At 43.7% G+C, this 24,495-nt stretch carries 12 protein-coding genes; all 12 read left to right on the top strand.

The features are described 5' to 3' along the window. Nucleotides 1-2: 2 nt before the first annotated feature. The 12 genes from K7A41_RS04305 (at nt 3) to K7A41_RS04250 (ending at nt 24,495) form a co-directional block, all read left to right on the top strand. A complete protein-coding gene (locus tag K7A41_RS04305) occupies nt 3-2,297 on the top strand; it encodes a GH92 family glycosyl hydrolase (protein WP_265712751.1) in 2,295 nt (764 codons plus the stop codon). Nucleotides 2,298-2,385: 88 nt separating this feature from the next. Continuing rightward, on the top strand, nt 2,386-3,708 hold the full coding sequence (locus tag K7A41_RS04300) for a sensor histidine kinase (RefSeq protein ID WP_265712750.1): 1,323 nt from the start codon (nt 2,386-2,388) through the stop codon (nt 3,706-3,708). Between the two features lie 7 nt (nt 3,709-3,715). Next, nucleotides 3,716-4,408 carry a response regulator transcription factor gene (locus K7A41_RS04295; protein WP_265712749.1) on the top strand — a complete coding sequence of 231 codons (693 nt, stop codon included), beginning with the start codon at nt 3,716-3,718 and terminating at the stop codon, nt 4,406-4,408. Between the two features lie 159 nt (nt 4,409-4,567). Beyond that, the gene (locus K7A41_RS04290) at nt 4,568-7,819 is read left to right on the top strand and encodes a SusC/RagA family TonB-linked outer membrane protein (protein WP_265712748.1); all 3,252 of its coding nucleotides are present in this window, start codon (nt 4,568-4,570) and stop codon (nt 7,817-7,819) included. 20 nt (nt 7,820-7,839) lie between these two features. Continuing rightward, nucleotides 7,840-9,762, top strand: coding sequence for a RagB/SusD family nutrient uptake outer membrane protein (locus K7A41_RS04285; protein ID WP_265712747.1), 1,923 nt, complete (start codon nt 7,840-7,842; stop codon nt 9,760-9,762). Nucleotides 9,763-9,939: 177 nt separating this feature from the next. Beyond that, nucleotides 9,940-12,231: a GH92 family glycosyl hydrolase gene (locus K7A41_RS04280; RefSeq protein ID WP_265712746.1), complete on the top strand. Its 2,292-nt coding sequence runs from the start codon at nt 9,940-9,942 to the stop codon at nt 12,229-12,231. Nucleotides 12,232-12,239: 8 nt separating this feature from the next. Further along, nucleotides 12,240-13,172 carry an endonuclease/exonuclease/phosphatase family protein gene (locus tag K7A41_RS04275; protein ID WP_265712745.1) on the top strand — a complete coding sequence of 311 codons (933 nt, stop codon included), beginning with the start codon at nt 12,240-12,242 and terminating at the stop codon, nt 13,170-13,172. 129 nt (nt 13,173-13,301) lie between these two features. Beyond that, nucleotides 13,302-13,664, top strand: a complete 363-nt coding sequence (locus K7A41_RS04270) for a hypothetical protein (protein WP_028070780.1) — start codon at nt 13,302-13,304, stop codon at nt 13,662-13,664. Nucleotides 13,665-13,807: 143 nt separating this feature from the next. Continuing rightward, entirely contained in the window at nt 13,808-14,914 is a 1,107-nt protein-coding gene (locus K7A41_RS04265) for an efflux RND transporter periplasmic adaptor subunit (RefSeq protein WP_265712744.1), read from the top strand. A gap of 13 nt (nt 14,915-14,927) precedes the next feature. Further along, a complete protein-coding gene (locus tag K7A41_RS04260; RefSeq protein ID WP_265712743.1) occupies nt 14,928-19,478 on the top strand; it encodes an efflux RND transporter permease subunit in 4,551 nt (1,516 codons plus the stop codon). Nucleotides 19,479-19,638: 160 nt separating this feature from the next. Next, the gene (locus K7A41_RS04255; protein ID WP_265712742.1) at nt 19,639-21,267 is read left to right on the top strand and encodes a DUF6377 domain-containing protein; all 1,629 of its coding nucleotides are present in this window, start codon (nt 19,639-19,641) and stop codon (nt 21,265-21,267) included. 249 nt (nt 21,268-21,516) lie between these two features. Continuing rightward, the gene (locus K7A41_RS04250) at nt 21,517-24,495 is read left to right on the top strand and encodes a SusC/RagA family TonB-linked outer membrane protein (RefSeq protein WP_265712741.1); all 2,979 of its coding nucleotides are present in this window, start codon (nt 21,517-21,519) and stop codon (nt 24,493-24,495) included.

Genomic DNA, 24,495 nt, shown 5'->3' with positions numbered 1-24,495 from the left:
AGATGAATATAAAAAGTTTAGTCTGTTTGGGGCTACTGTCTTTCCCCTGTTTATTGAGAGCACAGGAGACCAAACTTATTCAATATGTGAAGCCCCTGATCGGAACTGCCCGTATGGGCCACACCTTCCCGGGGGCCACGGTTCCCTTTGGCGCGGTGCAATTAAGCCCAGATACAGATACCCTATCTTATGCCGTGAACGGACGGTATAATGGCGATGTCTATAAATACTGTGCCGGCTATCAGTATGATGACCCGACGATCGTAGGATTTAGTCATACCCATTTCAGTGGTACAGGGCATTCGGATCTGGGGGATATATTGGTTATGCCTACTCAGGGCAAAGTGCAGCTTAACCCCGGCACCGCCAGCCGTCCGGAGGAGGGCTATCGGTCGCCTTATTCCCATGCCAATGAACGTGCCGAACCCAACTACTACAGTGTGCTGCTCGACAAGCACCGGATTAAAGCGGAAATGACCACCACTACCCGAGTAGGTATACATCGTTATACCTTCTCACAGTCGGATGCTTCTCATCTTATTCTCGACTTGACAGCGGGAATCTATAATTATGAAGGAAAAAATGTGTGGACAGTAGTGAAGGTATTGAATGATTCGACACTTGTGGGATACCGGCAGACAAATGGCTGGTCAAGGACCCGTACAGTATATTTTGCTATAAAGACGTCAAAGCCTTTCAAGAATTACGGCGCGAAATACGAAGATGGGAAAACAGTGTATAATGGCTTCTGGCGTAAGTTTGATCAGCAAAACAACTTCCCTGATTTGGCTGCGCATAACATCAAACTGCATCTTGACTTCGATACGAAGGAGCAGGAGGCGGTCCTGATGAAGGTCGCACTCAGCCCGGTAAGTATGAAAAATGCACTGAGCAATATGCAGATAGAAGCGCCGGATTGGAATTTCGAAGCATATGTCAGGCAAGGACAGCTTGCCTGGGAAAAGGAACTGCGAAAGATTGAGGCGGATATGCTGAACAAGGAAGATCTGGTCAATTTTTATACGGCCATGTATCATGCCAGTTTGATGCCAACCATATATATGGACCAAAATGGGGAGTATAAAGGTTTGGATCAGGAAGTACACCGTGCAGACGGTTTTACAAACTATACTTCCTTTTCACTGTGGGATACGTTCAGGGCTTTCCATCCGCTCTTGAATCTGATCAATCCGTCACGCAATGCAGACATGGTGGCCTCCATGATGGCACATTATGAGCAAAGTGTGTTAAAGATGTTGCCAATCTGGTCACATTATGCCAATGACAACTGGTGTATGAGTGGTTATCATTCGGTTTCGGTCATTGCGGACGCTATTCTAAAAGGCGTTTATAAAGGAGATCCAGAAGCAGCTTTACAGGCCTGCGTGCAGACAGCGAATGCGAGAAGGTATGAAGGCATCGGACCTTATATGGATAAAGGATATGTACCTGATGACGTCTCTGGCACCTCGGTGTCCAATACCTTGGAGTATGCCTATGATGATTGGTGCATTGCACAGCTGGCCAAAAAACTGGGCAAGGACGATATTTACCAAACGTTTTCGAAACGGGCCACAAGCTGGAAGTCGCTTTATGATAAATCGATCGGTTTTATGCGTCCAAAAGATTCTGCAGGTAAATTTAGGCCTGCCTTCGATGTCCTGGATACGCACGGACAGGGATTTATTGAAGGCAACTCCTGGAATTACAGCCTATATGTACCTCATCAGCCGGTTGAGCTGATGGAGCTGATGGGCGGAAAGAAGAAACTGGAGATTTATCTGGACTCTTTATTTACGATGGAGCTGCCGGACAAGTATTTTGAGCATACCGAAGACATTACCAGGGACGGAATTATTGGAAACTATGTGCATGGAAATGAGCCATCGCATCATGTCGCTTATCTATACAATATCACGGGCAGCCCCTGGAAAGCGCAGGCCCGTTTACGTCAGATCATCCGTAATCAATACCACAATGGGCATGCTGGTCTGGGCGGTAATGATGACTGCGGGCAGATGTCGGCCTGGTATCTTTTCACGGCACTTGGATTTTATCCTGTAGCGCCCGGAGAAGATAGCTACTGGATTGGCAGCCCATTGGTCAAATCGGCAAAAATTAACTTTGAAAGCGGTAAGAGTCTCGTGGTGACCGCGCGTAACCAGTCTGAAAAGAATGTGTATGTGAAATCAGTTTCCTTGAACGGCCGGCGACTGACTGACTGGAGGCTTTCCTTCCAGGAGATCATTAATGGTGGCACGCTGCTCTTTGAAATGGGGCCGAAACCGAGTAAGTAAGGAGTCTGCAGCGTAAATGGGGCGATCGCATGTATACAAGTGGATAGCTGTATGTTGCTTTTTATTATTTTTAGTGTTGCAATATCTTATGATTGTACGATCATATGATATAAAAAGAAGTCAGCTATTTCAAAAAGAGAAACGGGAAATCAAGGCCGCGTATGACAAGCATATCGTGAATGACAAAATGTTCCCTGGAGGACAAAAGCTTGTCGATTCGGCCTTGATCCCTCATTTGGTTCGACTGAAATATGAGTACGAAGAAAATAGGATTGCTTTTTATGCGTTAAGAGACAGTATTTCTGGGCAATTACTCGCGAAGCTCCGAGAAGAATCGACTATGGACAGTCTTTTTCAAGTGATTCGTGCGAATGTTGATCTGGGAGGAGATTTTGGCTATGCTTTGGTGTTAAAGGAGGTTTCTGTAACCTTTGATACTCGAGAATTTATTCCTATCATCCGTTCTGACGAGAATCAGTTTATTCTGATTGGAGGTGATCGCCAATTTATAGAAACAGACGATTTAGTATCATCCATCACGGTAGGGGCAAATAGTAAAATGTCAAATCGTGTGGCCTTCGCTTTATACGTGGGAAATACCCACACCGCGCTGTCGGTTCTCAAGGCCATTTTCCCATTGCTACTCCTCTCCGGATGTTGCATCACGGGAATTATTGGGCTTTACTGGGGCACTTATCGTAATTGGATGAAACAGAAACGGATGGCGGAAATGGCTTCCGATTTTATTAATAATGTTACCCATGAATTTAATACCCCTTTAACTACAATACGTATAGCATTATCAAATATAGCGGCAAAGGTATCAGAGGAAGAGAAATCAAAAATTTCGGCAACACTCGACACTATGGGTCGTCAAATAAAGCGCCTGGATAGATTGGTTAACAAGGCCATAGATTTGAGTATTTTTAATCAGGAACAAATCATTTTTGAGGAATGCTCTCTTGTGGAACTTTTGGGTCAACTCAAGCAGGATCTCGCCGTCCTAATTCATGAAAACACCAATATTCATATAACAACAGCGATGGTAGGCCAAGATGTTAAGGTTCTCGTAAACCCATTTCTGTTTGTAACCATGATCAATAATTTGGTTGATAATGGGCTCAAATATAATAACGCGAGGTATAAGGAAATTGACATTCATCTTGGATATGCTGCGAACAATGGACTAGTCCTTGCAGTCCAGGACAATGGAATAGGAATATCCGATAGCCAATTGCCACATATTTTTACTAAAGGGTACCGGGGCAAACGCTATGCGCGCTCGACCGGTTTAGGATTGGGCCTGTTTTTCGTTATGGAAGTCGTCCGAATCCACCGATGGCATATTGAAGTTAAGTCAGATGAACAACGTGGAACCACCTTTTTTATATTTATGCCAATAATCAATTAACATGTCAATGTATGACCATATATTATTGATTGAGGACGATATTGATTTGGCAGCCATGCTAGGGGATTATCTGTCAAATAGTGGATTTGAAGTTACTCATGTTATATCAGCCGAAGATGGTATAAGTCAATATGAGGTAAATAAGTTTGGCATTTTAATAGTCGATATACAATTGCCCAATTGGGACGGATTCCAATTTGTAGAATACATTTCTCAGATAAATAGAAACCAATATTTCCTGTTCCTGACGGCACGTTTGTCAAAGATTGACCGTTTGAGGGGGCTACGTTTAGGTGGAAACGATTATATTACAAAACCTTTTGATGTAGAGGAACTCGTTCTTAAATTGCGTAATTACGTCGTCAAGCATGATGTTTACTCGCATAAATCTTTAAATGTGGGTGATATAAAACTAGATTATAATTTATTGGCTATCGAGTTTCAAGACAAATCTCGGCAGCTAGTCTCGCCTCGGGAATTTGAACTGTGGAGTTTTCTTTTGAACAAACCCAATATACTTCTTAAGAGAGAAGAGATTCTCATGGCGCTTTGGGGCGAAAATGATTATTTTCTTGGGCGTAGTCTCGATGTCTTTATCTGTAAGATCAGGAAGATGCTGAAAAGATCGCGGTACGTCGCCATCAAGACAGTTTACAAAGTAGGGTTTATCTTAGAAGTCAATTCGGATAATTGTCATTAACAATCGATTAACAAGTTTCTCGCTTCTTTCTTTTTACTTTTACTAAAACGAATTAGTTTTTTAAGTGGAAATTCTTTTTCAGAACATATTCCTGTGTTTTGAAATGGGCCCGCTGACCAATTGTTGTAGTAGTAAAACCAAGAATAAATTTTTTTATTTATGAAAAGAAAGGTAATTCCATTATTTCTTACTCTTTCGGTTTGTAGTCCTTATTTGCAAGCCGAACTGAGGAGCCCTTCGGATCCCATTTACGCGAAACAGGAGAAAATCGTCATTGAGGGAACAGTCACCAATAATTCAACAGGAAAGGTATTGCAGGGTGTCAGCGTGGTTGTAAAAGGTCTTGGCAAATCCACCAAGACGGACGCGGCCGGCAAGTATCGCATTGAAGTACCTTATAAAGATGCGGTTCTAACGTTTTCCTATATCGGATTTCAGCCACAGCAAATTGAATTAGCGGGCCGAACAACAATAACAGTAAGCCTTGTTGAAGATGTAAGAGCGTTGGAGGATGTTGTCGTGGTGGGGTATACAACGCAAAAAAAGAAAAATGTTGTCGGTGCAGTTGCCACGATTACGACAAAAGATCTAGTGCAAAGTCCTGCAGCTAACATTAATAATATGTTGGCCGGGCGATTGCCGGGGTTGGTTGTCAACCAATATGCAGGTGGGGAGCCGGGAGTGGACCGCTCTGAGCTTTTTATTCGAGGTAAATCTACTTACGGCAATCAATCTCCAATTATTATTGTTGATGGGATCGAGCGGGATATGAGCTATCTGGCTCCAGATGAAATAGAGACCGTTTCTATACTGAAGGATGCGGCGGCGACAGCTCCCTATGGTATTCGTGGTGCAAATGGTGTAATTGTTGTAACGACAAAACGTGGGCAATCAGCGGATAAGGCTACAGTCGATTTTAAGGCGTCATACGGATTGAATACTCCAGCCCAATTACCAGAGCTGCTTGGATCTGCTGATTATGCTACACTTTATAATGAAGCGTTAATTAATGATGCAAAGCTATCTGGTGGGAATGTTGATAACCTGAAGTTATTTAGTCCTGAGGCTATTGATAGTTTCAGAAAGGCCAAGGGAGATAACTCAGATGGTCTCGGGTATAACTGGGATTATTTCGATTACATTTTTAGAACTGCACCTCAGCATGAATATAACCTATCTATACGTGGAGGTAACGAAATTGCTAAGTATTTCGTTATGGGCGGTTATATGGGGCAAGATAATAATTATGATCATGTCGATTTATCGAAATATAGTGTAGCGCCTAAATTTCAACGCTATAATTTTAGATCAAATATTGATGTTAATATTACAAAAAACCTATGGGTAAAATTAAATCTCGGGGCACGGATCACGAACCGTACCTCCCCGGGCACTTCGGCGGGTAGATTAATGACCTTAGCCATGACTCAGCCTCCATATTTACCCATCGTGTTGGATCCCAACAACCAACCTTCCACACAGCAATATTTGCTAAACAATCCTTCAGGTTTATTGTTTGGTAACCAAATCTATCGTTTCAACGTTCTGGGCGAATTGACCAGATCTGGTTATCACACAGAGAAAAATACCTATTTAGAGGGCAGTTTTGCTGTTGGTTGGAATATGGATTTTATCACAAAAGGCCTTTCTGTTGACGGAGTGTTTTCCTATGATGCTAAGGAACAGCAGTGGGTGAGACGTGAATTGGGAACATATAGTGAAGGTTACAGGGTGTACCCCAATTATGCGACTTTCCAACCTACCAATGGTATAGATATTTTTATGAATCCGGGACATTATGAGGGTACATATACCAATGGGAATAAATACACCGTTGACCAAACCGTAGGCAACAATTTTACGCAGAGTAGTCCTTTTAATAGAACTTTTTTGCAAGCAAAAATAAACTATAATCGTCTATTCAATGAGAAGCACCAAGTCACTGGAATGTTATTATTCAATCGATCGAGCCAATCTGTGTATGATGCTGGAAATTCGAGAGCCAGTGTAGATATCCGGTATCAAGGCATGACGGGGCAATTCACTTACAATTATCTGGAGAAATATTTGGCTGAGTTCAATTTCGGATACAATGGATCTGAAAATTTTATTGAAGGTAAGCGGTATGGCTTTTTTCCTGCAGGAGCATTGGGATGGGTGATAAGTAAAGAAAAATTCATGGACGGCACCAAAGATTGGCTCAGCTTTCTGAAACTGAGAGCATCCATGGGACTTGTTGGAAATGACAAAATGCCCGGTGATGCGCGGTTCGGATACCTCGCTTTTTTTCAGGGAGGAGATGGCTACAGCTTTGGAGAACAGAACTTTAACAATGGGCAAAGTGGACTCCGGGAAGGGCGTTTAGCGAATGAGAACATCACTTGGGAGAAGTCTAGGAAAACTAACATTGGTCTCGATATGGGATTAATAAATAACAAGATGAATTTAAGTGTTGATGTGTTTGAAGACTATCGTTATGATATCATTACCGAGCTTGGTAGCGACGATATTGGATTCCCGGGGGTGGTTGGCAAAGGATCACCACTCATCAACATCGGGAAGGTACGTAATCGTGGTATCGACATTGAAATGACTTATTCCGACATGATAGGAGACCATTTGAGATTTTTTTTAAAGCCTAATTTTACCTTTTCGCGAAACAAACTGGTCTATAGGCAAGAGGTGCCACGTCAATACGAATATCGACAAGCTACTGGCAAGCGATTATATGAGAACTTTGTGTACGTCTTTGATCATTTTGTGAAGGATCAAGCCGAGGCAGACCAGTTAAATCAAAGTAATTTTCAGCCGTGGGGAATTGTAGGCCCCGGGGACGTGGTTTATAAAGATTTAAATGGAGATGGCAAGATCACTGACCTGGGTGATCGGACTGTCATGGGAAACCCAAGGAGCCCGGAAATTCAGTTTGGACTACCTATATCTTTACAATATAAGGGATTCGATTTTAGTCTTTTATTTCAAGGAGCGTTAAACTCATCCATTTTATTGAAAGATGCGGCTGTATGGGATTTTCCGACTTTTGATCAAGATAAGCTGGGTTCAGTGAGACCACTGCACATGGGACGATGGACTCCGGAAACTGCGACGACAGCGACCTATCCAGCTTTGCATATCGGTAATTCGGAGAATAACAAAAACAGTAATAGCAGCTTATTCTTATACGACGCAAAATATTTGCGGCTTAAAAATATTGAAATTGGTTATAATCTTCCAAAAGACTTGATTAAGAAAATAGGTCTGAATCAATTGCGTGTTTATGCGCAAGGAATGAATCTATTTACATGGTCTGGGCTTAAAGATTTGAGCATTGATCCCGAAATGGGAAATACCAGTGGGTACTGGTATCCGATCTTAAAAGTGTATAATTTTGGGATAAACCTTAATTTTTAACCTTTATGAATCTTTTAAAAATGAAAAAATATGTTTTATTTATAGCCACTTGTCTTGCATTGGCAATCACTAGTTGTAACAAGTATTTAGACAAGCTACCGGATGATCAGATTCGTGAAGATGAGGTTTTTACGCGGTATGAGAAAGTCAATCAGCTTGTAACGGATGTATATGCGAAAGCGAAGGGGGTCAATCAGCCGATTTCTTGGTTTTATCATTTTTCAAGTGCAGCTATAACAGATGAAGCGGAAGGATCAACCGTTGAAGGCAACATTACTAACCGTTATAATACCGGTGATTGGAATATCAATGAATTACCTGGCGATAATGGCCAGTTCTGGAACAGTATGTATGATGGAATCCGTCGAACAAATGTTATCCTGGAAGGAATAAAAAAATATAATACACCCGACGATATTTTGGAGCCAGGGTCGCTACCTATGCGCATAGGGGAAGTGTATTTCTTAAGGGCTTATTTCCATCTAATGGCTGTACGAATTTATGGTGAGGTACCCTATATCGATCATGTCATAACAGCAACTGAGAACATGAATTTTGAACGGGAATCTGTACATAAGGTTATAGAAAAAATTGTGGCTGATGCGACTTTAGCCTACAACGCTGTACCAGAAAAATGGGAGGGACAGAATTTTGGACGTATTGATAAAGGTGCCTGTCTTGGATTGATAGCTGAGGCACGTTGGATCGGAGCAACTCCTCTTTGGAATGGTGCCGCTGCTAAGGGTTATAACGGGAACCGCAAGTTCGAGTCCGAATATGCAACTGCCGATCCCCAGCGTTGGGTCAAAGCTAAGGAAGCTGCGAAAGCGGTTTTAGATTTTACTGTTTCCGGCGGAAAGCGTTATAGTCTTTATCAGAAATATTCAGCTTCAGATTTTGGAGACAGCGGCGGTCAGAATACAAGTAACTCTACGGTATATACTCGGCTTTGGCAAATGTTTTACGATATGGAAGCCTTTAAAAGCGAGTATGTACTCTTTTTTACGCGTTATAAAGGTGAAGGTTGGTTTGGCGATGTCTATCCTCCTAGCCGAGGAGGTGGAGCGCGCCAAATGCCTGTCCAGGAGCAAGTGGATGAATATGAATATATATCTCCTGATGGTTATGGCTATCCAATCTATAGTGTCAAAGCTAAACAAGATGGTTATGACGATGCAAATCCATACGTTTCTGTAAAAAGAGATCCGCGATTTTATCGTGATATTATATTTCATGGGGCGGCATTCCGGGGTGGAAATAATAATCCTTCGCAAACGAATGTGGCCAGTGGAGCTGACCAAATCGGCGCAAATAATGCAACCCGTACCGGTTATTACCTAAGAAAGTTTCTACAGGAGGCTTGGAATAAGAATGGTAGCGTTATTATTAGTGCTCCACCCGTTTGGCGTTTGCCTGACTTTATTTACATCTATGCCGAAGCGGTAAATGAGCTCGATGGACCGACCCAAGAGATTTATGATCTAATCAATCAGGTTAGATCAAGATCCTTCATGGTCCCGATGCCAAAGAGTACGCTTGGTGACAAAAATTTAATGCGGGAGTATATCTACCGGGAAAGAAGAGTGGAATTTTTCTACGAAAATAAGCGAGCTTTTGATAGTAGACTGTACCTTGAACCCAGCAGCTCGGCGGAAAAAGCGAAGTATGAGCGTTTCACCGCTTCTGGTAGTTCAAACAGCGAAAGGAGTATAAATTATTGGAAAACATACAATAGTTCTTATCCTAAACTGCAGAATATGATCAATGGAATGCGACCTGTTGAGGATGCAAACGGCAAGATACAGATAGGTGACAAAAGGTATCGGATGGAGCGTTTCTTTGTCGAAAGTCGGGTATTTGAAGCCCCTAAACATTATTTATTTCCTATTTTGAATTCAGAACTTCAGAAATCTCCTTCGTTGGGACAAAATCCCGGCTGGTAATTTTTCTGATAACAGAAAGTCCCACAATCAATCTTATGTTTGGCTGTGGGATTTTTTTTGTAACCATCTTGTGAAGATATCCTGAATTTTGCCCACCTTTTAAAATTCTTGTCTATATTTACTAATTCGTTTTAGCTTTTTAGCTCCGAAGGAATTGTGTCAACCAAATAAACAGATATGCTCAATATTAAAAAATTAAGTGGAGGAGTCCTTTTGTTGTTGCTCGCCTGCGCCGGGAAGGCACAGCAAGTATCTCCTGTAGATTATGTGAACCCACTGATCGGAACCGAGTCCAAATATGAATTGTCCAACGGGAATACCTATCCTGCGATTGCACGCCCCTGGGGAATGAACTTTTGGACACCACAGACCGGTAACATGGGGGACGGCTGGGTATATACCTATACCGCCGATAAAATCAAAGGATTTAAACAGACCCATCAGCCCAGTCCCTGGAATAATGATTATGGCCAGTTTTCATTAATGCCAGTAACAGGTAGGCCCGAATTTGACCAGGAGAAGCGCGCTAGCTGGTTTTCACATAAGGCAGAGGTGGCCAAGCCCTACTATTACAGCGTTTATCTGGCCGATCATGATGTGACCACCGAACTTAGTCCTACACAGCGGGCCGCTATCTTCCAGTTCACTTTTCCTAAAACCGACAGTGCCTATGTCATTATCGATGCCTTTGATAAAGGTTCCTATATAAAGGTGATTCCACAGGAAAATAAGATCATCGGTTATTCGACAAAAAATAGCGGTGGTGTTCCCGACAATTTCAAAAATTATTTTGTGATCACCTTTGACCAGCCTTTTTCGTACTCTACGGGTGTAAAAAGCGGGCAAATCAAAGGTAATGAACTTGAAATCCAAGATAATCACGCCGGTGCAATAGTTGGGTTTCGGGCATTAAAAAGGGGAGACAAGGTCGTGGCCAGGGTTGCATCCTCATTTATCAGTTTTGAGCAGGCGGAACGTAATTTGAACGAAGTAAAAAACAAAACGTTTGAGGAGGTCGTCCGTGAAGGGAGAGCGCAGTGGAATGAGGTCCTGGGACGTATTCAGATTGAAGATCACAACATAGACCGGCTGCGTACTTTCTATTCCTGTCTATACCGTTCGACCTTGTTTCCACGGGATTTTTCTGAGATCGACGCTTCCGGAAACCGTATGCACTACAGCCCCTATAACGGACAGGTACTGCCGGGCGAGATGTTTACGGATACCGGTTTCTGGGATACGTTCCGAAGCTTGTTTCCTCTGCTCAATTTATTATATCCGTCCATGAATGACCGTATGCAGGAGGGCTTAGTCAATGCGTACAAAGAAAGCGGATTCCTTCCTGAATGGGCGTCACCCGGACATCGCGCTTCTATGATTGGCAATAACTCGGCCTCGGTTGTCGCCGATGCGCTGATCACCAGCCGCAAGGGATATGACAAGGAGCTGCTATGGGAAGCGTTGAAACACGGAGCCCACCATGCTTATCCGGAACATTCTTCTACCGGCCGTTTTGGTTATGAATATTATAACAAACTGGGGTATATCCCTGCCGACGTAAAAGTGGATCAGAATGTGGCCCGCTCACTGGAATATGCTTACAATGACTGGTGTATATACACCTATGGAAAAGCCCTGGGCAAACCCAAATCGGAGACAGCGATCTACGCTCAGCGAGCGTTGAATTACAGAAATCTTTTTGATCCTACCACAAAGCTGATGCGTGGTAAAAATTCCGACGGCTCATTGGTGGCTAACTTTGATCCCAGCGCATGGTCCCGGGAATATACAGAAGGAAATGCCTGGCATTGGAGCTTTTGTGTATTTCATGATCCACAGGGGCTCATTGACCTGATGGGCGGAAACAAATCTTTCGTTGCCATGCTGGATACCGTGTTTGTTATTCCAAGTTATGAGGGCATGAAAAGCCGGAGCATGATTCACGAAATGCGGGAAATGCAGGTGATGAACATGGGACAATACGCGCATGGTAATCAGCCGATTCAGCATATGCCCTACCTTTATAACTACGCGGGCCAGCCTTGGAAAGCGCAATATTGGGTACGGAAGATTATGGATAAGTTATACCTTCCGACGCCTGATGGTTACTGTGGTGATGAGGACAATGGGCAGACATCAGCTTGGTATGTGTTCTCTTCGTTGGGATTCTACCCCGTTGCGCCCGGATCTGGCGAATACGTAATTGGTTCCCCCCAGTTTGACAAAGTGACATTGAAACTAGAAAACGGCAAACAGGTCCATATTCGCGCGAATGGTCAAGGCACCGATCGTGTATATGTGGATCAGCTCCGTTGGGACGGTAAGCTGTATGAGAAAAACTATATTCGCTATGCGGATTTACTGAAAGGCGCAGATCTAGATTTCACGATGAGCGATGAGCCCAATACAAAACGTGGTATCCGGAAGGAAGACGCACCCTATTCCTTTAGTAATGATAAAATAAAGTAAGCTGAACAATGAGACGACAAAATGTATTTACTTTTTTGTGCTGCTGTTTGATTTCCTTATGGCAGGCAGCGGGATTTGCTCAGGACAGATTGCATCTTACGATTGGCAGCTATAACATCCGCTACGATAATGCAGGCGACCGGCAGGCTGGAAACGGCTGGGGGCAACGTCTTCCTGTCATAGCCTCATTAATTGATTTTGTGGATTATGACGTCTTTGGCGCACAGGAGGTGTTGGCGTCCCAGCTTGAGGATCTCAAAAAATCGCTTCCTGCGTATGACTATGTGGGAGTAGGCCGGGATGACGGCAAAGTAGCTGGTGAGTTTGCTCCGATCTTTTTTAAGAAAGACAAGTTCCGAAAATTGAAAACTGGGGTCTTCTGGCTTTCACAATCCCCCGGGCAACCGTCAAAAGGCTGGGATGCTGCTCTGCCCCGGATCTGTACCTGGGTGCAGCTGGAGCACATCCGGTCAGGACAGAAGTTATGGTACTTTAATCTGCATATGGATCACGTGGGGATTCAGGCGAGAGAGGAAAGCAGTAAATTGGTCGTGAACAAAATGCGGGAACTGGCCAAAAATGACCGTGCGATCTTGACCGGAGATTTTAACGTAAATCAGCATAATACAATCTATTCCACCTTGCAGCAATCGGGTTTTATCCGTGATAGCTACGCACTTGCCCCAAGCAAGTTGGCTTGGAACGGTACATTTAATGCTTTTGATAATAACCTTTGGACGGACAGCCGGATAGACCATGTGTTTGTCACCCCAAGCATCAAGGTGACACATTATGCTGTATTAACTGAGTCTTACAGGAGCCCGAAAGAGGATCAGCGAGAGGTGAAGAAGGGAGACTTCCCCAAAGAGCTTTCTTTTAAGCAGTATGAAACCAGACTTCCCTCGGACCATTTTCCGGTTGTGGTAAAAATAGACATGTGAAAAGAAGCGGTACATCGGCTAAATCCACGACAAACCATGACAGCAATTTTGTGGCTGTCATGGTTTTTTTACATGAATACCACACTGTTGGTGTTCTAAAATCCTATCTTTGTGGTGCAAAAATTCGATATGCTAGGTAAATTATTCTATTATTTTACACTCTTTGCTTACCTCAACCTGCTGACGTATGAATCTTTTTCATCCGCGACGGGTCAGGTATTGCATGCGGGTGAGACGATCGTAGAATATTTTCTTGATGATATACTGGATTTAGAACCTATTCACTCTTCTCCGGAGGAGAAAGTACTGCTGCAGGACGACTACCGTATCTTTTCGCTTAACAATCAGGTGCTGTCGGTCTTCATCTTTATCTTTGGGATTTTATTCACAGCCTTCTGTTTTTCGAAGGATAAAGTTCACCCATTTTACCGCTCCAAGACGCTTTGTCTACCCGGCTATTACCGTTTTCTCTATCGGTTCAGGCCATTCTAGCTACAGTCTCTTATCTTCCTGCTGACGTCTAAAATCCGCTGTGCTTTTTCCGGATGGTTTACAGCACAATTGGCTTTGGGCCCTATGGTTATGGGGCGCTTTTAGATCTCATTCCATTTAACATTTACATTTTTTATCGTTTTATGAAGAAATTACTTGCATTGTGCCTTTTGTTGGGTACGGTAGGTTCGCTGGCTTCATGCCACTCCTCCAACGCTAATGCTGATCAAAAAGAAGAAATTAAAAACATACCGGTTACGCCGCTGATTGTTATGGATACAACTGTGTATCAAGAATACATTGCGGATATACAGGCGTTTAAAAATGTGGAGGTGCGCTCCAAACTGAACGGATTCCTTGACAAAATCTATGTGGATGAGGGTGCCTGGGTGAAAAAAGGCCAGGTGCTGTTCAAATACAACAACGAAGAGTACCGTGCTGAGCTGGCAAAGGCCAAGGCACAGTATGATAATTCCATTGCTGAGGCTCAGAAAATAAAGCTGGAGATGGAACGGACCCAGAAGTTGGTGGATAAAAATATTGTGAGCCCTTCAGAGTATAATCTGCTGAAGATACAGTTAAAGGCTGCGAATTCGAAAATTGAAGAGGCACGGGCGCTCGTCAATCAAGCCCAGACCAAATTGGACTATACCGTGATCCATGCTCCATTTGATGGCCGCATTGACCGTATATTATTGAAGGAAGGCTCTTTGCTGACGGAAGGAAGTCTTATTACCACCATTTCGGACCTCAGTCAGGTCAATGTGTATTTTGATATCTCCGAACGCGAATACCTGACCATGATGCAGGACAAACTGAACGGTAAGGACACCAAGAAGACCGTGAAATTAATTCTGGCGAACGGTGCTTTATATCCACATGAAGGGGTCGCTCACATTGTCGAAAGTGAATTTGAAGCAAATACCGGATCGATTTCATTACGGGTACAGTTCCCCAACGCTGAACATATCTTAAAGCATGGGGCAACAGGAAAAATTGCGGTCCCTATGGAAACCGGACAGCATACCTTTGTACACCAAAAATCCGTATTTGAAATTCAGGACAAGACCTACGTCTATACCATGCAGCCCGATAGCACGGTTAAAATGACTCCTTTTGTAGCCGGATCGCGGGTTGGACATTACTATATTGTCGAAGGTGGCCTGGATCCCAATGTCAAAGTGGTCTACGAGGGCGTGCAGAATTTACGTAATGGCATGAAGATTAACCCAAAATTGAGGAAGCTGTAGCGGAGGATAAATTATGTTTGAAACATTTATAAGGAGACCGATATTATCGTTGGTCATTTCGGTGTTTATCACACTACTTGGATTACTAGCATTATTCACCCTGCCCATTACGCAGTTTCCGGATATTGTACCTCCATCAGTGGTTGTAAATGCCAATTATACCGGCGCGAACGCCGAGGTAAGTACCAATGCCGTTGCCATTCCTCTGGAGAAGGCCATCAACGGTGTTGCGGGGATGACCTATATGACTTCGGTGTCGACCAATAATGGTAGTACTGTTATCCAGATCTTTTTTGAAGTTGGAACAGACCCGGATATTGCGGCCGTGAACGTACAGAACAGGGTAACGACCGTTCTGGATGAGCTGCCCGAGGAGGTTATCAAAGCTGGTGTCACCACCGAGAAGGAAGTGAATTCCATGCTGATGTATCTCAATGTGTATACCGATGATGAAACAGCAGACGAACGTTTTATATATAATTTCACGGATATCAATATCCTGAAAGAGCTGAAACGTATTGAAGGGGTGGGCCGTGCGCAGATCATGGGCATGCGCGACTATGCGATGCGCATATGGGTAAAACCAGACCGGATGGCCGCATATAATATCTCTACGGAAGACGTTGTTGCTTCGTTGCGCAAGCAGAATATTGAGGCCGCGCCCGGACAGACAGGAATCAGTTCGGATAAAATGCGGAATATGCAGCAATATGTATTGCGCTATCCGGGTAAGTTTACGGAAATAGATGAATACGCGAATATCCCGATAAGAGCCAATTCAAACGGCTCCATTATCCGTATCAAGGATATTGCAGATGTGGAATTCGGTTCGCTGGATTATGAAATGGTGTCCAAGACGGACGGACGGCCTTCTGCATCAATCATGCTTAAGCAGTTGCCTGGCTCCAATGCGCAGGAGGTTATCCAACGGGTCAAAGACCGCATGGCCGAACTGAAGGAAACAACTTTCCCGGCAGGGATGACCTATACCATGGGATATGATGTCTCGCGGTTTTTGGATGCGTCTATTTCATCGGTGATCAAGACCTTGTTGGAGGCATTCCTATTGGTGTTTATTGTCGTATTTATCTTTTTACAGGATTTCAGGGCGACGGTAATTCCGATTTTGGCTGTTCCGGTCTGTCTGATCGGCGCCTTATTTTTCATGCAGATGTTGGGTTTCTCTATCAACTTGCTGACGCTCTTCGCTCTGGTACTTGCCATCGGTATTGTGGTGGATAATGGGATCGTGGTCGTGGAGGCTGTGTATGCAAAGATGGAAGAGGAACATTTACAGCCGATGGAAGCCACTTTAGAAGCGATGAAGGAGGTCGGCGGAGCCGTTGTGGCTATCACACTCGTCATGTCGGCAGTGTTTGTGCCTGTGGCTTTTCTTTCAGGACCTGTGGGGATATTTTATAGGCAATTTTCATTGACATTGGCCGCTGCCATTGTCATCTCCGGTATCAATGCACTGACCTTGACACCAGCTTTATGTGCACTGTTTTTGAGGTCACCACATGATCGTAAACCTTCTAACAACTGGCTGGATCGATTCTTTAAAAAATTCAACCTGGTCTATGATAAAACTGCGGCGGGCTATAAGGGCCTCTTAGTAAAAACAAGTGCACGGAGAGGGCTAACGCTCCTTTTATTGGGAGGTTTCTTTGTGGCGACCTGGGGCAGTAGTGCCATATTACCGTCGGGCTTTATTCCAACTGAGGATCAGGGAATGATTTATGTGTCCGTAACGACACCACCGGGAGCTACAGTAGACCGAACCGAACGTATTTTGGATAAGATCGATTCGGTGTCCCGGAAGCTGGATGTGGTTGAGACAGTCTCCACGCTTTCAGGTTACAGCATTGTTACCGAGGTGTCCGGTGCATCCTACGGTATGGGGATGATTAACCTTAAACCATGGAAGGAGCGCAGCCAGACAGTGGACGATGTCATCAGGGAATTACGGGAGAAGACCAAAGATTTTGCGGATGCCCAGATCGACTTTTTCCCGCCGCCAACAGTTCCGGGATTTGGAAACTCTTCTGGATTTGAGCTCCGTTTACTGGACCGTAGCGGCAATGAGGACCTCACCAAGACGGCAGAAGTGCTGCAGCAATTTATAGACAAAATGGAGGGAAGTGAAGTTCTGCAGGATATTAGTTCCAGCTTCGACGTTAACTTTCCACAGTATATGTTGAAAGTAGATTACGACATGGCTGCCAAGAAAGGGATATCCGTCGAAAACGCCATGAACACCTTACAAACACTCATGGGAAGTCTTTACGCAACGAACTTTATCCGGTATGGGCAGATGTATAAGGTCATGGTACAGGCCGGGCCTGAATATCGTAGACGGCCCGAAGATGTACTCCGCCTATATGTGAAAAACGAAACCGGAGAAATGGTGCCCTACAATGCGTTTATTTCTATGGAGCGCATCTATGGACCTGAGCAGATCACGCGTTACAATATGTTCAGTTCGGCGATGATCACAGGTCAGTCTTCGCCGGGATTCAGTTCGGGCCAAGCGATTGAAGAGGTGGAGAGGATTGCCTCTGAGCTGCCACAGGGCTATAGTATTGAATGGTCCGGAATGACGCGGGAGCAGGTAATTTCTGGCAATCAGGCGCTATACATCTTCGCTTTATGTCTGTTGTTTGTGTATCTGTTGTTATGCGCACAGTACGAAAGCTTTTTATTGCCTTTGCCGGTGCTCCTTTGTCTTCCGGCAGGTATATTTGGTGCGTTTATCTTCCTGAAAGTATTTGGCCTGGAAAACAATATCTACGCACAGGTTGCGTTGGTCATGCTGATCGGTTTGCTCGGTAAAAATGCCATTCTGATCGTAGAGTATGCCAATCTGAAATACAAGCAGGGTATGGATATTGTCACTGCCTCGATCGAAGGTGCTGTCGCCCGTTTGCGTCCTATTCTGATGACTTCTTTTGCCTTTGTCGCGGGGTTGATCCCACTTATGATGGCCAGTGGTGCGGGAGCTCTGGGAAATCGCAGTATTGGTACAGCTGCCGTTGGTGGTATGCTTATCGGAACAATTCTGGGTGTGATTGTCATTCCGGGGCTCGTGATTTTATTTTCAAAAAGAGAAAATAAAAAACAGGTAGTCAAACGGGTTTCCCTTGTGATTGCTGCCTTGATGATGTTTGGCAGCTGTGCGGTCCCCAAAAAGGCTGCTCCGCCGGAGAAAGTTGTTACTCCTGCAGCTTTTTCAGAAAAGGCCGTATCGGACAGTGTCCATATCGGTGGCCGCTCCTGGCGCGAGATTTTCAAGGACCCTCTTTTAGTTGCGCTGATCGACTCAGCGCTGCGGAATAATATGGATATCCGGCAGTCTATCCTACGTCTTGAATCTGCGCAGGCTTACTTTAAACAACGGAAAGCAGCGCTGGGGCCCACTGTAGAGGCAGCTGTGGAAGGTGGAATTCGAAAATATGGGCATTATACCGAATCGGGAATCGGAAATTATGATTCCAACTTTTCGGATAACCTGAAAAGTGATGAAAAACTTCCTGAGCCCTTTATTCCTGATTATTTTATCGGACTGCGTTCTTCTTGGGAAATCGATCTCTGGGGAAAACTGAAAAATCAGAAGCGGGCCGCATATTTTGGTTTTTTGGCCGAACAGGAAGGAAAACGTCTACTTGAAACCGAACTGGTCTCGAATATTGCCACGGCGTATTATGAGCTGATGGCCCTGGACCAAAAAATTAAGGTCTATAACCGCAATATTGAGCTACATAAGAATGCGCTGGAAGTGGTTGAACTCAAAAAGGACGCAGGTTATGCAACCGAACTCTCGGTACAACAATTTAAAGCCTTGTTGGCGACCTCTAAATCGGCTAAGGAACAGCTGCTCCAGGAGATTGCGCTTTGGGAGCACCATATCAACGGTTTGCTGGGGCGCTATTATCAGCCAATAAACAGAAGTACTTATGCGGAGAATACCAACTTGTATCACGCCATGAGTTTTGGTACACCGGATGATCTGGTCAACCAGCGCCCGGATATCAAAGCAGCCTATCTAAAAATGCTCGCTTCGTCAAATCAGCAGGAGGCTTCGCGTTTAGCGTTTTTACCTTCTGTTGCCATCAGCCCTTTTATTGGGTTGCAGAGTTTCCATTTTAACAAATTATTCAATCTGGATAAATCGATAGCGTATAATCTATTTGGCGGTATTACGCTGCCAATATTTAATCAACGCCAATTAAGGACCCAATATGAGGTAGCAAAGGCAGATTATGGTATTGCATTTATTGACTACGAAAAATCGGTCATTAACGCGTATAACGAAGTTTCCAATGTAATCATGACGCAGGAAGCAATTGCCAGGCGCCGTACGTATGTAGACGAGCGGGTAACGGCGTTGGAGCGCTCCATCGAAGCGGCTCAAGAACTGTTTATTGCAGGTCGGGTCACTTCATTGGATGTGGTTACTGCACAACGCGAATCATTGGAGGCACAGATTGGGAAGGTCGAGCTCGAGAAGGAGAATACCCTGAACCAGATTTTGTTGTATAAAGCCCTGGGCGGAGGCTGGAAATAAATTCGCCTCCTTGATACAAAAACTATTTTTCATGCGATAAAGAATTAAATTGTTAATTCTTGGGCCCGATCTTGGGTCAGGAAAAGAGGCCGTCGGGAGATGTCCTCTTTTTTGTTGTTATTTTTATGTAGTTTAGCCTGAACGAAGTCGAACCGAACTTATGTTGAAGTGTATTTTTCTTTCTCTTATTTTCACCCAGTTGTTTTTTCATCTAACTGCTCAGGAACTTTCAGATAGCACCAAGGTATTGCAGCGACTGGCTTATCTGATGGAAAATCAGAAGGTTTATGTTAAAAATCGGGAAGATAGGCTGGAAAAATTAAAACAGGAAGCCAAGGCACTTGAAGGTAATCCGGAGAAGTTTTTCCGAAAGAATTATGAAATCTTTGAAAATTATAAAAAGTTTGATTCAGATGCTGCATTGACTTATATTATGCTATGTCAAAAACTGGCCTCTACCGGAAGTGATTCGCTCCGGACTTTGATCAATCTCGATCTAGCTTGGGTTTATTCGACGATCGGCCGTTATATCGAAGCATCCCAGTTATTGAATACAATTCAACCTTCGAGACTGGGGAATGGACTGTTGGCGAAATATTATGATACCTACAGTGCTTTTTATAGCCATTACGGACAGAGCAACAACCGATCCGAATATTACCAGGCCAGCGAACGTTACCGGGATTCCTTGTTGTCGGTCTTACCGAGATCGTCTGTTGAATACCGCACCACGACTGCTATTAAAACGTTATTTAACGGGAACCGTGACGACGCGAAAAGACAATTTTTGGCACTGTGGAAAGAAGGAAAGGATCGTATTGAGCAACGGGCATTGATAGCGTATTTTATGGGCCTCATCTATAAATACGAAAAGGATAAAAGAAGTCAGATCTACTATCTTTCGATATCAGCAAGTGCAGATATCGAAATGGCCAATCGCGATAATGCATCTTTTCACGATCTCGCGCTTACTTACTACGACCAGCAGGATTTCGACCGCGCTTTTCAGTTTATAGAAAAAGCTATTGATGATGCGATGCTGTGTAAAGTGCGCTATCGGATTATCGAGGGTACATCTTCGTATCCGATTATCAATGCTGCTTACCAGCAAAAAATAAGCACACAGAATAAGCAGCTGGTTGCTTTGGTGACCGTAGTCAGCATTTTATTGATCGGTGTCATTATCGGTTTGGTGGTGATCTACCGGCAGGTGAAACATTTACGCAAGATCCGCTCAGCATTGTCAGCTACAAACCAGCAGCTGCTTGCACTGAATCAGGAGATTAATCAGACAAACCAGAAGCTAGCGGAGTCCAATCATATCAAAGAGGAATATATCGCCCAATTCTTTGATATGTGTTCGAGCTACATTGACAAGATGGAAGACATCCGAAAAGCTTTGTTAAAGCGGGCTACCAATCAGCAATGGGAAGCACTGCGGGAACAATTGAAATCGACACAAATGGAAGAACGGGAAGTCCAACAGCTCTATGTCAATTTTGACCGTATTTTTTTGAATTTATACCCTACTTTTATTGAAGAATTCAATGCATTGCTGCAAGAAGATGAGAAGATCTATCCCAAAAAATCTGAGCTGCTGAATACTGAGCTGCGGATCTTTGCCTTAATCCGCCTGGGCATTCATGATTCCGTCAGGATCGCAAGCTTCCTTCGGTATTCCCTTCGTACAGTCTACAACTACCGGACGAAGGTGCGCAATAAAGCCGCAGGCGACAGGGATGCCTTTGAAGCTGCCGTGTGCCAGATCGCAGTCATTGACCGGCGCTGATCTGCCAGCAAGCCCAGAAGGCCCCTGTTGCGTGCGGTCCAGCATGTAAAGTAGGTACTTTTTATCCTGTGTTTTTGTTGGTAAGTTGCTTGTTTTTAGTTTGTTGTGTTTTGTTTTCAGTACTTTTTAACGACTAGGCCTTTTTTTCCTGTTGATGTCCCTTTAGTTTTGTTTTGGGCGATAGAGCAGGGGAAACTCATCGCTATTTGGAATAACCAAATCATTAAACAATAACCAATTTTTTTTCATATGATTTACTTTACTCGAAAAGTAGGCTTTTTAATGGGGCTAGCTTTCCTGTTTACGCTGATGAATTTGACGTATGCACAAGACCGGATTCAGATCAGTGGCCGTGTGTTGGATGCTCAAAACCAGAAGCCACTTTCTGGAGTTACCATTACACAGAAAGGGAGCAGCAATGCAGTTTCCAGTAATGAGGAAGGGCGTTTTCAAATTTTTGCGACCTCAGGCAGCATGCTTCAATTTACTTTTGTTGGTTACGATAGCAAAGAACTACCGGCTAGTCGTACAATGACCGTACAACTAAATTCTTCTACCAATTTGCTTGAAGATGTTATTGTAATTGGCTATGGTTCCGTAAAAAGGAAGGATGTCACGACAGCAATTTCCTCTGTTTCTACGAAAGATTTAGAGAAAAGGCCCGTCACGAACTTTGGGCAAGCGATACAAGGCAAAGCTGCAGGTGTTACTGTCATTCAACCGAGCGGGCAGCCAGGCGCTGCTCCTCAGATCCAAGTTCGAGGGATAACGTCGTTTAATAGCAATACAACCCCGTTATATGTTGTTGATGGAGTCCCTGTTGAAGACATCAAGTTTTTATCCCCGAATGATATTACTGATATTCAAATTCTAAAGGATGCATCGTCTGCTGCTATTTATGGTTCTCGTGGATCCAACGGCGTCATCTTGGTTACGACAAAGTCGGGCAAAGCTGGCGAAGCAAAAATTACGCTCGGAACACAATGGACTGCCAACGTGGTCAACAATACTGTCAAAGTATTAAACACGAGTCAGTACAAAGACTTGCAGGATGAGATAGGCATTGTAAATCTCCCAGATGGATTAGTGGATCAAACAGATTGGTTTAAGGAGACTTATAAGACCGGCATTCAGCAAAATCATCAGCTATCTATTTCAGACGGTAATGAGAAGCTACGGTATTATTTGGGCGGCGGGTATTTGAATGAAACAGGTACATTACAGGGCTCCTTTTTCAGAAGATATAATTTCCGTGCGAATATTGATAACCAGGTCCGCAAATGGTTAAAAGTAAATGCCAATATCAATTATACAGATAACAACGATAATGGAATTACTTCGGGACTTGGTTCTAATCGGGGAGGTGTAGTTACTTCTGTCGTTACAACACCGACGTATGCACCGGTATGGGATCCAGCTAACCCGGATCGTTTCTACAATAATTTTTATGGCATTAATAACATTACTAGCCCTCTCGAAAATTTAGAAAGGACAAAAAATAATAATAATCGAGAAAATCGCCTTGTCGCCACCGGTAATGCCTTAATATCCTTGATGCCAAACCTGAGTATGAAAACTTCCTTCTCTTTGGATAGAAGATCAGGTGTGATGACTACCTTCTTAGATCCTTGGATTACCGCTTGGGGGAGAAACCAATTTGGCGAAGCTTCGGATATCCGTAATACTAACACGGTATTGACCTGGGACAATGTTTTGACCTATAATAAGAGCTTTGCTAGACATAATCTGGAACTAATGGTGGGTTCGTCATGGACGGATTCTAAATATTCCAGAAGCTATATTTATGGTTCGAATTATGCAAATGGAGTCATTGAAACACTCAATGCAGCAAATAAGATTTCCTGGGACAGAACAGGATCTTCAGCCTCGGATTGGGCAATCATGTCCTACTTTGCTCGCGCGATGTATAATTATGATGGGAAATATCTATTGACTGCGAATATGCGGGCCGACGGCTCTTCAAAATTGAGTCCAAAACGGCGTTGGGGCTATTTCCCTTCTGTCTCTGCAGCTTGGAGGATCTCCTCGGAAGATTTCATGAAAGATGTAGACTGGATCAATGATTTTAAAATCCGTGGCGGATGGGGACAGACAGGAAACCAGTATGGACTAGGGGATTATGCCTATTTGCAATTGAGTGGTATTCAGCGTCAGCAATGGTTTGTTGAGGGCAAGGACAATTCAGTTCCTAATATCAACAAACCCACTGTTTTGCGAGCTAAAGATCTGACCTGGGAGACAACAAGTACAACCAATATCGGTTTTGATATCACCATGTTGAGTAGTCGGATGACAATCAGTGCTGATTATTATAATAAAAATACGACCGATCTCTTGATGAATGCTAGTTTACCGCAGGGACAGCAGGCCAATACAATCCAAAGAAATGGCGGTAGGTTAAACAACTATGGTTTTGAGTTTGCCGTGAATACTAAAAATCTAATAGGAAATTTGAAATGGAATACAGATTTTAATATCTCTTTTAATCGAAACAAACTTCAGCAATTAGACTTACAGCAGGTGTATTATGATGTCAAAACGAATGATTATGTGAACGATTTTGTTGTAAAAAATGAACCAGGAAGATCCCTAGCTGGATTTTTCGGATATATTTCTGATGGCGTGAATCCCGAAACCGGCGAACTTATATATCGTGACTTGAATGGTGACGGCAAGATTTCGTCCAGTGACCGTACCTATATCGGTAATCCGCTTCCGAAGTTTGTTTATGGCATGACAAATAGTTTTTCATGGAAAAATTTTGACCTCAGCATTTTCATACAGGGAACTTATGGAAATGATATCTTCAATGCCAGCCGTATGGAAACAGAAGGGATGTATGACGGGCGAAACCAAACTACTGTTGTTTTGGACCGTTGGAGAGTACCGGGGCAGATTACGAATGTTCCTAAAGCGGGGTTTGATATGAAAAATTCCACTTACTTTGTTGAAGATGGAAGTTACCTGCGAATGAAAAATATCTCCTTAGGATATTCCTTTGCCCCTGACATGCTGAAGCGGATTGGTATCAACAAATTTCAACCTTATCTATCCGTGAGTAACCTATTTACCTTAACCAAATATTCCGGCATGGATCCCGAAGTGAACCAATATTCAGGCGGATCGGATTCCAGAATTCAGGGCATCGATTGGGGTACTTATCCACAGAACCGCTCATTTGTTTTGGGGCTTAATGTTGAGTTTTAA

This window comes from Sphingobacterium sp. InxBP1, assembly GCF_026191775.1.
Lineage (GTDB): Bacteria > Bacteroidota > Bacteroidia > Sphingobacteriales > Sphingobacteriaceae > Sphingobacterium > Sphingobacterium thalpophilum.
The sequence above is the reverse complement of the archived record's forward strand: the minus strand, read 5'-3'. Positions and strand labels throughout refer to the sequence as shown.